The sequence below is a fragment of the Rickettsia honei RB genome (assembly GCF_000263055.1).
In the GTDB taxonomy this organism is placed as follows: domain Bacteria; phylum Pseudomonadota; class Alphaproteobacteria; order Rickettsiales; family Rickettsiaceae; genus Rickettsia; species Rickettsia rickettsii.
In genome coordinates this window covers 32,552-44,970 of record NZ_AJTT01000006.1, presented here as the reverse complement: position 1 = coordinate 44,970, position 12,419 = coordinate 32,552, and the positions used below count along the sequence as shown (strand labels likewise).

Sequence of the window (12,419 nt, the reverse complement as noted above, 5' to 3'; positions counted from 1 at the left end):
ATTTATGGTGTTTCAAACACTAATATTTCCGCAATCCTTATGTCATTCCTGCGAAAGCGGGAATCCAGTACTTTAAAACCTTTTCAAAACTTGATTTGAAAAATAAAAAATCTTTGAAATCAAGATTTTTTGAAAAGCTCGATTTATCTCGCTTTACCCTAGATTCCCGCCTACGCGGGAATGAAATCGAACGCTTTTTCCAAGCTATGCAACAATCCTACCAAGATACGAAGATCAACTTCAAAAAGAGCAAGGAATCCACAAGACGAGGAACGGAGCGTATACTTAATACGTGAGTACCACAGTACTTGTAGGATAACGTAGCCAATTTTTGAAGTTCATCGAGTATCCTTCACTCTACTCGAAACAGTCTGTATATACTTATTATTTGTAATTCTTTTGTAACGCCATTTACTACTCTTGGAAATACTAATATTATGATTAAATTTAATATTTTGATCGATATTTGGCCCTAACGGATCTTTTATCATTTGATAAGATTTAACTGTTTCTAATTTTAAATAAGCCGCCGCAAGTTTTTCCAATCTAGCCGGCAAAAGTAGATAAGCTTGCTCTGCTTTTAAAATATGAATATTATTATTCTCACTATTTATCTGTTTTACAACGCTACTTAATTGATAATCAAGAGTTGAGACTCGCTCCTTTATGCTAAACAAACTACATATTGCTATAATTGTTATCAATAATGTTAAATAGTGAAGCTTTCTTATACTCATAATTAATTACTCATATATCGCTTTTGCTGCTCGAAGTTTTGCCGATCTCGCTCTAATATTTAGCCCTACTTCTTGATCTGACGGTGCTAGAGCTTTGTTAGTAATAATCTTAAGCCATTTATTTGGATCAATCGTCATGTCGTCTTTAGCATATTTTGATCTTACTACCGGCTTTTCCGAATTTTCTTTAAAGAAATTCTTAACTATCCTATCTTCTAAAGAGTGAAAAGACACCACAACTAAACGTCCGTCCTTCTTTAATATATTTTTTACATTCACTAAAAACTGCTCTAACTCCCCAAGCTCATCGTTTACATAAATCCTAATGGCTTGAAAGGTTTTAGTTGCAGGATCAATTTTGCCTTTTCTAAATCCTATACTACTTCTAACAATCTCGGCTAACTTGCCTGTACTATCAATTCTCGCCGTTTTTCTATATTCTACAATTCTCTTAGCAATTCTTCGTGAAAAGCTCTCATCTCCATATTTGTAAATTACGTCAGCTAGCTCTTTTTCCTCTGCCGCATTTACAAACTCCTCGGCACTAAGCCCTTGCCCGCTCATACGCATATCGAGTGGTCCGTCATGCAAAAACGAAAATCCTCTATCTGCTATATCTAACTGCATTGATGAAACGCCTAAATCCAGCACTATCCCATCAAATTTTTTTTCCTTAAGCTTTGCAAAACTATCCGCAAAATTTGTTTCTACAAAATCAAATCTCTCACCGTAATTTTGCTGAATTTCTTTGGCTCTTTTAATCACGTTTGGATCACGATCCAAGGCTGTAACATAACAGTTACAGCTTTCTAATATTGCTTTGCTATATCCTCCTGCTCCAAACGTACAATCTAAATAAGACTCACCGGCTTTTGGGTTTAAGGCCTCTAACATTTCATTTAGCATTACAGACACGTGAGATTGTATCATTAATGAGCATTCCTTAGAGTTAAGCGCTTTTCATGAGCAATTTTTTGAGCGGTATTTAAATATTTCTCAAAATTCTGCGGCTGCCAAATCTCAAAAATCACCCCTTTACCTACAAAACATGCTTGCTCTTCGATTCCTGCATGCTTCATTAAAGATTGCGGCAATATAACTCTTCCCTCCCCATCAAAGGAAAGTTGTACAGCTTCCCCGAATATCATAGTCTCAAACGCATCACGCTCCTCGGAATAAGGATCAAGCGTCTCTATCATCTGCCTTAATTTCTCGATATGCGAAATACCGCACACCTCTATACAATTATTCCTAATCGACGGATAAGCAATTACACCGTTAAATAATTCTTTCCCTAGTACCGCACGGTAATTCGCCGGCACCGACACCCTACTCTTTTTATCAACACCATTTACATACTTAGATAAAAATACATTCATTGGTATAAGTTGGGTTAATTTGGGATTGAATGGGAAATTATAGGATATTATAGGAATATCAAGGAGTCAAGGGTTTTTAACAAGGATGAGTTAAATTATTAAGATGTCATACCATCGCTTGACCACGGTATCCAAAAAAATAATTTAAAATACTAATATTAGTATTTTAGAATGGATTCCGCGATCAAGTCGTGGGATGACAGAGGGGGAATTGATCCACACAACAACGCCATACAGTAACATCGAACCACACAACAAAGCTTAATCCAATGATTTTATGGATTTTTTTTAAGTGATTTTCACCTTGAAAATTCATATTATTTAATATATTAATTTAAGATAAATGATTATAGTAATTTTATGGCTAAAGTTAAGTTAGAGAAATAGAAACGATGGCTACTCTAATAACAGAACAAACATCTTCTTATGATACAGGTATGGTGTCTGGATATTACCTTACTAGAGCAAGACGACCCCCTAACTCCTATTGCTTCTTCCAATTTTATCCCTAGCATTAGTTTATCGGCCATTCAAGAAGTACCACTGATATCTTCATCTTCTGCACAAGACTCCGGCTACAACATTACACTAGATAAACTATTCGAACAGTTTCACATCACTTACGGAGCATATTCTTTTTACCAATCCAAGTTTTTTCAAACCGCTCAACTAAAACATCTTATAAAAAAGATTTTAGATCATCAAGGTTATGGATATCAATATTCAAGGTTCGTTTAATAATACAGTGCTACATAAGGCTATTTACCGCAAACTTTATGATATAGCTAAATTTTTACTAGAAAAAGGAGCTTCAACAGAGTTAAAAGATTTAGATGGATATACACCTCTTCAATTAGTTATTCATGAAGGCTACACAGAAATGGTTAAATTTAATAATATGGAGCAGATCATCGAGATAAAAACTAATAGAATTAGTACCCGATGATAAACCTGAATTAAAAGCTTTTTTAAGCCTTGCAATAGCGTCTCAAAATAATAATTCTAGCACAATAGATAATTCTCTTGTTACCACTAAAGATATAGAAAAATTAAATGATACTACAAATTTCTATACCGATTCAAGAATATCTAAAATTGTTGTGGTTGCTAATGAAAATCCTGAAGAGTTGGGACTTGAATTAGCTGGTGAAGTACATGAATAGGTTTCTTAAACATACTCAATAATGACCTATAGAACTATTTTAATATAGGTTAATTTAAAAAATATTGACTTATTAATTTTTATTATGTTTTATTTGAAATAATTATTGATTAATGTTAATAATGATTTTATTTTTTACATAAATAAAGGTTAATTATGCCGCAACTTAAAATAGGTATTTTTAAAATACATAAATATTGTAAAAATATAAAAACTACAACTCAATCAAATGCTAACTATCCCCTAAAGAAAAAAACTACTGAAAAAAAATTAAACTCCACTGTAAAATATAGAAATATGATCCCAACCAAGATATTTGGACACCGGATACTGAACTTCTTGGAACAGATTATGACACATAATTATAAATCTAGCATTCTTGACTACATATATATTGTGAACAAATGCTAAGTTTGAGCTTTAAAATCTAATTTATGTTTAATTTACCTATTGATAATATTATCGTATGCATATACCTAATATCTATTCTACTTATTGGTATATATTACCGAGCTAAAAATAGTAGTTTTAAGAACTATGCAAATGTTGAAAGTAAAGCGCAAAATAGTAAGCTGTTATTAATAGCTACGATATTTGTAAGTTCTGTCGGAGGCGCCACCACTTTCGGCATTATGGAAAAGGCTTTTTTGGGGCATGAATATTATGCTTACGCTCTTATACTTACAATACCTATAGATATATTAATTGCAATCTATATAGTGCCTTTAATTGCCAAACATTACGGAGCTGAAAGCATAGGCGATATCCTAAGTACATATTACGGTAATATAGGTCGTTTTATCGGAGGGGTTAGTTCGGTTATCGTTTCAGTGGGGTTTTTGGCTGCTCAAATAAGCGTAAGCGGCTATATTTTTCAATATATCTTAGAAATAAATGATGTAAATGGGGTAATTTTAAGTTATAGTATAGTACTTATATATACTACAATAGGCGGGTTACAATCTATTGTTTTTACTAATTTACTACAATTTTTGGCGATGATAATCGCTATACCAACCATAACTTTTATCAGTTTAAATAAAATCGGTTTTGTAGATTTTATTAATAACCTACCTACGGAAAATGCAAATTTTGATCAGAGCAACCTACTTTCTTATACAATTGCAACAGCTTTAAGTTTTAGCGTCATGAATCTATATCCTACATTTATTCAAAGAGCTTTAATTAATAAAAATCCTACGCAAACAACTAAAGCAATATATGCAAAATCCACTATATATTTTTTCTTCTTGATTTGCATTACTTTAAATGGTTTAATTGCTTATAAGCTTTATCCAAACCAACCGTCAAATTTAGTATTACCTTATTTAATCAACCAAATCATCCCAACTTTAATTCAAGGGATAGTAATGAGTGGACTCTTAGCTGCCGTTATGTCTACTGCTGATTCTGATTTAAACGTTACTTCTATAGCTATTGTTAAAGATATAATCAATCCTATTTTTAAGGTTAAAAATCAGCAAAAATTATTATTAATTGCTCGAATTATTAACGTTATAATAGGAAGTTTTGCAATAATTGTAGCTTTAAAATTTAGTAATGTAATTGACTTAGTAGTATTCTTCACTGGTTTCTGGGGACCGGTAACATTAGTACCGTTAATAACAACGCTTTTTGGTATCAGAACATCTAAAACTATAATGGTCTTATCATCACTTGGCGGAGCAGCTATCTTCTTAATATGGGAATATTATTCTTTATCGTTGCAATATTTCAACCTTAGAGGAGTGTTTATAGGGACAATGGTGAGTCTTGTGATATTTATTCTAGGATGGTGGTATTCTAATGTCATTACCCCAAGAAAGTCATATAAAATATATTATCTATTTACTTGAAGTTTTAAATAATTTAATATATTAACTCAAGGTTAATAATTGAATTATGAGGATTTTATGTCTAAGCAAAATAGTATTGAAGGAAAATATAGCATAATAATTCCTATTGAAGACAAGAATGGGAGAATAAAATTTAAGCTTAATTCACGTGATGACGTTAATGGCAGCACTTTAGCTGATATAGCTACGTATTCAGAAAATATGCGTAATATGTATTACTCTACTAAGCAAAAAAATGATGCTGTTAACTCTTTAATGACAGGAACTTTAAATTATTCTATTCATGGTACAATGACTCCATATTATCCTAACTTAACTAAATTTAATATTAATGATTTATCTCAGAATGATGAACCTAAATTAATAGGCGAAGCATGCCAAGAACTTAAAGATCCTATTGAGGATATAAAAAGCTAGCCTTATTGCATGAATCCAGAAACCTGCTCGATGTCATTCCTGCGGAAGCGGGAATTCAGTGACAAGTAGGAAAATCGAGCTTTTAATTTTTAAAATTTAGTATGTCTAGACTTTTTAGTGACTGGATTCCCGCCTCCTTGGGAATGACATCGCAACTCATACAACTAGGTTTTTCATGAGTTATAATATTAGTTTTTTCTGTGCAAAACATTAAAAATCATCTCAGCAAGTAACTTGTTAATACCATTTACTTTAGCAAGCTCATATATGGTTGCGTCGCATACTGCTTTATACGAACCGAAATAATGCAGTAATGCTTTTTTTCGAGTTTCACCTACGCCCTCTATATCGTCAAGGCTTGATATTTTTATAGCACGTGATCTACCTAGTCTATGATTCTTTATGGCAAAATTATGTGCCTCATCTCGCAAGATTTGTAAATATTTCATAACCGGCAAATTCTTATCTAGAGTAAATACTTCCTTACCTATCACATGGAACTGTTCAAAACCGACATTTCTATCTACTCCTTTTGACATACAAACAAAAGGAATATTCATTTCAAATTTATCCATCACCTCTTTAACGACGCCTAAATGCCCTTTGCCGCCATCTATAATCATTAAGCTTGGCAATTTATGCGGCTCTTGCCTTAACCTTGTAAGCCGCCTTGTTAGGACTTGCCGGAGCATCTCATAATCATCACCTTTTATGTCACCCCCGCAGTTCTTTATGCCATTCCCGCGAAAGCAGGAATCCATTAACCTTTTTGGATCCCCGCTTTCACGGGAATGACATACGAGAGAGGGAGCATGGACATTAAAAACCCGATATTCTTTTTTATCAAAACCGACTTTACCAGCAACTACCATCACTCCAACCGCAAACTTACCTTGAATATGGCTATTATCATAAATCTCAATTCTTTCAGGAATTTCAGAAAGACCAAATAGCTCTTTAATTTCAAACATAATCTCTTGATTTTTTGCAAATTTCTTCAAATACTGCTCTAGAGAAAATAAAGCATTTGTCTCGGCATTTTGAACTAATTTAGCCTTACCGCCTTTATTAGGTACTGTAATATTAAGCTGAAGTATATTGTTGATTTTCTTAATCGCCTCTATCACATTCTCTTTATCATTAATTTCATGATTAATTATAATTGCCGCAGGCACGTGTTGTTTTTGGTAAAATTGTAATAAAAAATATTCTAATACTTCTTCTTTGGTACTATTTTCGGTAGAAGTAGGAAAATAAGGAATATTACCGCATGCTTGCCCTGCCCTATATAAAAACACTTCCACGCAATAATGCCCGTTCTTTTCCACAATAGCGATTATATCTGCATCTTTAACGACATCTGAAACCCCTGCCTTAAGCTGCACATAACTAAGTGCTTTAATGCGATCTCTAATTTCTGCCGCCTCTTCAAAACGCATCTGACTACTTAGCTCTTCCATCTTTCTAGATAGGTTCTCTTGGAGTTCTTTAGTGCGACCTTGTAAGAAATCTTTAACCTGAGTTACTAAGTCTCTATAGTCTTCCTTGTTTATTTTACCGACGCAAGGAGCATAACAACGTTTTATTTCATATTGTAAGCAAGGGCGAGCACGTGAATTAAAGTAATTATCCGTGCAAGAACGTAATTTAAAAATTTTTTGTAGTTCGGTCAAAGTAGTATTAACTTCCGCACTCGAGACAAAAGGACCAAAAAAATTCCCGTCACTTAGAGTTTTACCTCGATATTTTAGTAATTGTGGGAAATCATGATCTAAACGTAACTTAATGAAAGGAAAAGACTTGCAGTCCTTAAGAAGAATATTAAATTTCGGCTGAAATTTCTTGATTAACTGTGCTTCTAAAAGTAGTGCTTCAACTTCGGAATTAGTGATGCTATACTCTAAAAAACAAGTATTTGCAATCATCCGAAGCGTCTTATTATCTAAATTACTTTTAATGTAATTAGTAAGGCGTTTCTTTAAATTTTTAGCTTTACCGACATAGAGAACTTGCTTGTTAACGTCAAACATTCGATAAACCCCTGAACGTTCAGGAGCATCTATAAGTTTAGATTTAATTAACTCACTTCCGGTAATTTCTAGGGTCATGTGTATAGTGGTCCTATGTGATTCTTAGCTAAAAGCCGAAATCCAGAAAAAATAACCTTAATATTGATATAAAAATTACACATTAAACCTAAAAAAACAAGTTTTTTATAGGTTTTACTGGATTCCCGCCTTTGTGGGCATGACATAGAAGAGTGCACCATGCAACAATAACCTTCAATTCCCCGTTTTATTATACGGATTGTCATTTGCGACTTTAACATTCACTATTTTTCGTGTATTGTCATCAAAGAAAAAGGTTATTTTAAACTCATCTCCTACATTTAAATCTACTTTTGGGTCATAAAGCATAATATGCATGTCACCGGGCTTAAAATCAACATTAATATTACCGGCAATTAAAAATGGATAATCCACTTTTACCATTTTACTAACCCCTTGATCATTAATTGTTTGATGAATTTCTATTCCACTTATCTTATCTGAAGATATATTCACTAAATTATAACTCTTACTTCTACTATTTATTAATGTAAAATACATAGCAGAATTGCTAACTTTACCTTGCACATTTGTTGTAGGTCTTGCCCAAGGCTGTGCAAAGTGAACGGCTGCCTCTGCAGGTAAATCATCGGGCTGATCATAAGAAGAATTTGTAGAATTAGGATTTTGAGCTGTTTGGTTATCAGCATAGTTTACTGTACAAATTAAAGTTATAAAACTAATTAGTAATGTTTTTAGCATAATAATACCCTTAATAAATTAAAATGAAATATTAACATAGATTAAATATAAATCTAGTTTTTTAAAAGATATTTTTTGTACACTTCTTGTGGTAATCTCTCTATAGCATAACGAACTGCGATTCTTGGCATTTGTAAAGTATAGCGATCCAAAAAATCTATTAATTGTTTTTCATCTTTTTTTCCTGCTTCACGTAGCATCCAACCTACTGCTTTATACATTAAATCATGTTTATCGTTTAAGAGTAATTTTGCTATTTCAAAAGTCGTATCTAATGTATTATTTTTGATAAAATACCAAGTAGCAACTATAGCTATTTTCCCATAGAATTTCCGATTTTGTTAGTGTAAAGAGATAATCCTTTTCTTTATCCCATAAATAAGCTCCGATTATATGATGAGCTGATGCATCCACTAAATTCCAATTATTTACGTATTTTATATTGTTTAAATAAAAATTATACAACAACTCTTTATCTTGTGCTGTCTGATATTGCATAATCAAAATAGCTAATGCTAAAAATTTCTCTTCATTAAATTCTAAAGTAATAAGTCGGCTTAAATCCTCCATATCCAAATTATAAATAACTTTTAGCTATTGTACGTAAAGTCGGCACGGTAACACCAATAAATCGGTCATGCTCTCCATACTCTCCTTCTCTAGTTTTCAAGAATAGCATTCTACGTTCTACAGGAATAGTAGCATTCTCAAGTAAAATATTTCTAATTTGTTGTAAATTTTCTCTCATGTTCAATAAGCCATTTTTTACGATGTAATCCCCTGCCATAGCCTCCAAGTTTGCCATTGCTATTAATAATACGATGACAAGGAACAATGATTGCTAACTGATTCATACCATTAGCATTTGCAACAGCTCTATAAGAATTAGGTTTGCCCAAAACTTTAGCCTGATTTAAATAGCTTCGTGTTTCACCGTAAGGTATATTAATTAATTCTTGCCAAACCATTTTTTGAAATGGGCTTCCTAAAAGCTATATAGGCGTATTAAATTTTTGTAAAGTACCGTTAAAGTACAATTGAAGATCCTCTTCAATCATTCAAATCGGTTCAGTGCTTCCAGGAATAATAGCAGATTCTGTCTTAATCCTTAGCCTCTCAATTTCACGCTCCAAACCTCTTCTATCAATAAACTCTAGCAAATAAAGCAATTTTTCATCACTAATTGCCAGCATAGAAACAAGAGGCGTATCTAGCCAAGCCGCTTTTAAAATATTTAAATGCCGGTTAAATTTTGTCGGCGGTCCTCCCATTATTTTAGAGACAGCATCTCGCAAACCGCTACTTGACTCATAACCCATATCAATTTGTGTATTAATGACCGATTCACCCATGCGAATTTGCTTCATCGCGATACCCATACGCCTTGCTCTCGCATATTCTACAAACGTCATACCGAAACGTTTTTTAAATTGGCAACGTGCTTGTAGAAGCATCTACTGATAGCTCATCACAATCACTATCTTTCCATCTTTTAGCAGGATTAAACTCAATAACATTAACAAGAGTACAAACTAAACCTGAAGCTTCGCCAAGGATGTGAAAGAAGCTTGCAACGCTGACCAGGTCTATATGAAGCATGCCAAGCTTCCTTAGCAGTTTTATAAAATTCACAATTTTCAAATTTAGGTTTCCGTGCGGGACAAGTCGGTCTACAAAATACTCTTGTTATTTTAACCGCTACAAAAAAGATATTTTCATATCTGTCATCTTTATTAATTAATGCCTGATAATATTCTTGTCTTTGAAGCTTATTAAACATATTAATTTATCCTATAATATAAATTTATAATTATATGAACTTTTTAAAACTCCTGTAACCGAAATTCAGGCATTGATTTTTTATTTAATACTTCTGTCTCTCATGCTCGATAAGCCATTTTTTGCGATCTAGCCCTGAACCATAACCGCCAAGCTTACCGTTATTATTGATGATGCGGTGACACGGAATAATTATAACAAATTTATTTGCTCCATTAGCATTTGCAACGGCTCTATAAGATCTTTCCATACCTATTAATTTAGCTTGGGTAAAGTAACTTCTTGTTTCACCGTAAGGTACATTCATTAGCTCTTGCCATACTAATTTTTGAAATTCGCTTCCTAAAAGACATATCGGAGTATTAAATTTTTGCAAAGTACCGCTAAAGTAAGATTTAAGCTCCTCTTCAATTGATATAATCGGTCTAGTGCGATCTTCAGTAATAGCCGATTTTGTGTTAATCTTAAGTCTTTTAATTTTATACTCTAATCCTTTACTTTCAACAAAATCGAGCAAATAAAGCCTCTCTGTATCACTAATTGCCAGCATAGAACCAAGAGGCGTATCTAGCCAAGCGGATTTTAAACTCATTATTTTACCCTAAATATGATTTCTTATTTAACAATTTTATATTTTTAAAACTAACAATTTATAGGTAATCACTATGATAAAAGCTCATGTTTTTAAATATTCTCAGGTAATTTTCACCAAGAGGGAACTCGCTATAATAAAATTTAGCAAATACAACGGACTAAGTATACCGGATATTGCTACTATGGCAAAAGAAGAAGAAAAACTAACGGAATAATAGATCAGTATAAAACCGGTAAAATAACTACCGCAAAATTTCGTAAGAAAATGAATGAGCTTATACAAGAAAAAAACGGTAATCCTATACGAGATAATGAGGTATTTGATAAAGGCTGGAATGCTATGTGCAAAATAGAACCTGAAAAGCTAACAGAGATATATAACTTACAACAGACACATAAATTTCATATCCACATTATAGGCAATACAAACGAATTACAGTATAATTATATTCAATAAAAAATAGAAAAGGCCCCAAATCAACCCACCATTTCTTATACACTTTCATACAAACTTGGTAACTCAGGTGAGAGAGAATTAAAACATTATACAAAACATTTTTTAGCAGCTCGCGATTATGCACCGGTATGGCATATGGAAGCTCAAAATGACTATGACCAAAACGCTTTAGACATATTAGGAAAATATTACGATAATACGACTAAAGATATTATATAAATATTGATAGCTTAAAAATTCTACAATAGCGCATTATGCAATAATTCGCTATGTGCGTTATTTAAGCCAAATCATTTAGCTTCATGATCTTTAGCAAAATCAATTAGGCTTTCCACAACATCACTTAAATTTTCATTATTAAAGTCAATCCTCATTTCTTTTTTAACAACATCAACAAAATAATCATCAAGTGAATTTTTCATTTAAAATGGAAGTGTTTTTTGTCCAATGAACAATTATTTTCTGCTTAATGATGTCATAGGTATCAAAAGCAATTTGAATGGCATTTTCACGCTGATTTTGATCTTTTCGATTCTGTAAGAAGCTATTATTGTTTTGTTAGTGCCGAGTTCACTTGGCACATCATTTTTAAATTCAGCTCTTATTTTTTTAACTCTATTTAAAAGATCACTATCCGATAAACGTTTATTATGATGCTGTATTATTGTGTTATTTATTAAGGGTAGAAAATTTTTGATAAAAGGCAGGATCGATATTGATATAATCCTTAATAGTATCTTGTATTTGATTAGCCATATCCATGACCGAATGTTAACCGCTTCAGTTTTAGTAATATGACCGGCAATAACATACTCATCAAGCAACTTCATGACTTGAGCGGTATATATTTTTTTATCCGGTTTTTCTTTATAACGCTTTTCCACTATCTCTTTGAGCTTATTAAATTTTATTAATATTGTAAATTAACTTGTTCTTTTTCTTCATAAAATTCATAAGAATTAGAAGCTATAGACATCAGATTTTTAAATTTATTCAACAAGGAATAAAACTTATTGCGTATAACTTCATCGGCTAAATGCTGTGCGAACTGTTCAGAATCCAAATCGTTAGGCACATTTATAAAAATATTTTTAATTTCTTGTAGTAACGGAAAAAATGCTTTCAATTTATCATCTAAAAAAAATATAGCATCTTCTAAATCTTCTCTATCAAAATTGTTTAAACCATAATTTTCATAAAATTGATGTGCTTGTTTTAATTGATTCGA

The 12,419-nt window shown here is 32.3% G+C and carries 16 protein-coding genes and 3 pseudogenes; 5 read left to right on the top strand and 14 right to left on the bottom strand.

The features are described from left to right. Window positions 1-338: 338 nt before the first annotated feature. Genes ftsL through mraZ form a run of 3 tightly spaced genes read right to left on the bottom strand, consistent with a single transcriptional unit; the run spans window position 339 to window position 2,116 of the window. On the bottom strand, window positions 339-737 hold the full coding sequence (gene ftsL / locus WSW_RS0106570) for a cell division protein FtsL (RefSeq protein WP_004998104.1): 399 nt from the start codon (window positions 735-737) through the stop codon (window positions 339-341). A gap of 6 nt (window positions 738-743) precedes the next feature. Next, window positions 744-1,667, bottom strand: coding sequence for a 16S rRNA (cytosine(1402)-N(4))-methyltransferase RsmH (rsmH, locus tag WSW_RS0106565; protein ID WP_016917521.1), 924 nt, complete (start codon window positions 1,665-1,667; stop codon window positions 744-746). Further along, a complete protein-coding gene (gene mraZ / locus WSW_RS0106560) occupies window positions 1,667-2,116 on the bottom strand; it encodes a division/cell wall cluster transcriptional repressor MraZ (RefSeq protein ID WP_016917520.1) in 450 nt (149 codons plus the stop codon). Before mraZ ends, rsmH begins: the two co-directional genes overlap by 1 nt. Window positions 2,117-2,825: 709 nt before the next feature. Between mraZ and WSW_RS1000000113330 the strand changes: the two genes are divergently transcribed. The 3 genes from WSW_RS1000000113330 (at window position 2,826) to WSW_RS0106535 (ending at window position 5,551) form a co-directional block, all read left to right on the top strand. Next, complete coding sequence (locus tag WSW_RS1000000113330) at window positions 2,826-3,062, top strand: ankyrin repeat domain-containing protein (RefSeq protein ID WP_016917518.1); 237 nt, start codon at window positions 2,826-2,828, stop codon at window positions 3,060-3,062. Window positions 3,063-3,712: 650 nt separating this feature from the next. Then, the gene (locus WSW_RS0106545) at window positions 3,713-5,134 is read left to right on the top strand and encodes a sodium:solute symporter family protein (protein ID WP_016917517.1); all 1,422 of its coding nucleotides are present in this window, start codon (window positions 3,713-3,715) and stop codon (window positions 5,132-5,134) included. Window positions 5,135-5,335: 201 nt separating this feature from the next. Further along, window positions 5,336-5,551, top strand: a complete 216-nt coding sequence (locus WSW_RS0106535) for a hypothetical protein (protein WP_029375029.1) — start codon at window positions 5,336-5,338, stop codon at window positions 5,549-5,551. A gap of 188 nt (window positions 5,552-5,739) precedes the next feature. Here WSW_RS0106535 and uvrC read toward each other — a convergent pair whose 3' ends face one another. The 8 genes and pseudogenes from uvrC to WSW_RS0106495 all read right to left on the bottom strand — a co-directional run bounded on the left by uvrC (window position 5,740) and on the right by WSW_RS0106495 (window position 10,732). Next, complete coding sequence (uvrC, locus tag WSW_RS0106530; protein WP_016917515.1) at window positions 5,740-7,659, bottom strand: excinuclease ABC subunit UvrC; 1,920 nt, start codon at window positions 7,657-7,659, stop codon at window positions 5,740-5,742. A gap of 174 nt (window positions 7,660-7,833) precedes the next feature. Beyond that, the gene (locus tag WSW_RS0106525; RefSeq protein WP_016917514.1) at window positions 7,834-8,361 is read right to left on the bottom strand and encodes a copper chaperone PCu(A)C; all 528 of its coding nucleotides are present in this window, start codon (window positions 8,359-8,361) and stop codon (window positions 7,834-7,836) included. A 53-nt stretch (window positions 8,362-8,414) separates the two neighbouring features. Continuing rightward, a pseudogene (locus tag WSW_RS0106520) lies at window positions 8,415-8,931 on the bottom strand (DNA alkylation repair protein). A 7-nt stretch (window positions 8,932-8,938) separates the two neighbouring features. After that, the gene (locus WSW_RS1000000111150; RefSeq protein ID WP_016917513.1) at window positions 8,939-9,109 is read right to left on the bottom strand and encodes a hypothetical protein; all 171 of its coding nucleotides are present in this window, start codon (window positions 9,107-9,109) and stop codon (window positions 8,939-8,941) included. Continuing rightward, a pseudogene (locus WSW_RS1000000113325) lies at window positions 9,084-9,632 on the bottom strand (methylated-DNA--[protein]-cysteine S-methyltransferase). Before WSW_RS1000000113325 ends, WSW_RS1000000111150 begins: the two are co-directional and overlap by 26 nt. Before the next feature lie 30 nt (window positions 9,633-9,662). Further along, window positions 9,663-9,740 (bottom strand): annotated as a pseudogene (locus tag WSW_RS1000000113320) (cysteine methyltransferase); the annotation flags it as partial. Between the two features lie 137 nt (window positions 9,741-9,877). Continuing rightward, window positions 9,878-10,141 (bottom strand): Ada metal-binding domain-containing protein, encoded by a 264-nt coding sequence (locus WSW_RS0106500; protein ID WP_029375026.1) that lies wholly within the window; start codon window positions 10,139-10,141, stop codon window positions 9,878-9,880. 84 nt (window positions 10,142-10,225) lie between these two features. After that, complete coding sequence (locus tag WSW_RS0106495; RefSeq protein ID WP_016917512.1) at window positions 10,226-10,732, bottom strand: methylated-DNA--[protein]-cysteine S-methyltransferase; 507 nt, start codon at window positions 10,730-10,732, stop codon at window positions 10,226-10,228. Window positions 10,733-10,805: 73 nt separating this feature from the next. Here WSW_RS0106495 and WSW_RS1000000112180 point away from each other — a divergent pair, with 73 nt between their 5' ends. Continuing rightward, window positions 10,806-10,949: a hypothetical protein gene (locus WSW_RS1000000112180; RefSeq protein WP_016917511.1), complete on the top strand. Its 144-nt coding sequence runs from the start codon at window positions 10,806-10,808 to the stop codon at window positions 10,947-10,949. Between the two features lie 50 nt (window positions 10,950-10,999). Then, the gene (locus tag WSW_RS0106485; protein WP_016917510.1) at window positions 11,000-11,191 is read left to right on the top strand and encodes a hypothetical protein; all 192 of its coding nucleotides are present in this window, start codon (window positions 11,000-11,002) and stop codon (window positions 11,189-11,191) included. A 290-nt stretch (window positions 11,192-11,481) separates the two neighbouring features. Here the strand turns inward: WSW_RS0106485 and WSW_RS1000000113680 are convergent, their stop codons facing one another. The 3 genes from WSW_RS1000000113680 to WSW_RS01000000108705 are packed head-to-tail and all read right to left on the bottom strand — an operon-like array spanning window position 11,482 to window position 12,317. After that, the gene (locus WSW_RS1000000113680) at window positions 11,482-11,613 is read right to left on the bottom strand and encodes a hypothetical protein (protein WP_014410871.1); all 132 of its coding nucleotides are present in this window, start codon (window positions 11,611-11,613) and stop codon (window positions 11,482-11,484) included. Window positions 11,614-11,646: 33 nt separating this feature from the next. Beyond that, window positions 11,647-12,075, bottom strand: coding sequence for a hypothetical protein (locus WSW_RS0106475; RefSeq protein ID WP_016917509.1), 429 nt, complete (start codon window positions 12,073-12,075; stop codon window positions 11,647-11,649). A gap of 26 nt (window positions 12,076-12,101) precedes the next feature. Continuing rightward, a complete protein-coding gene (locus tag WSW_RS01000000108705) occupies window positions 12,102-12,317 on the bottom strand; it encodes a hypothetical protein (RefSeq protein WP_016917508.1) in 216 nt (71 codons plus the stop codon). Window positions 12,318-12,419 lie beyond the last annotated feature (102 nt).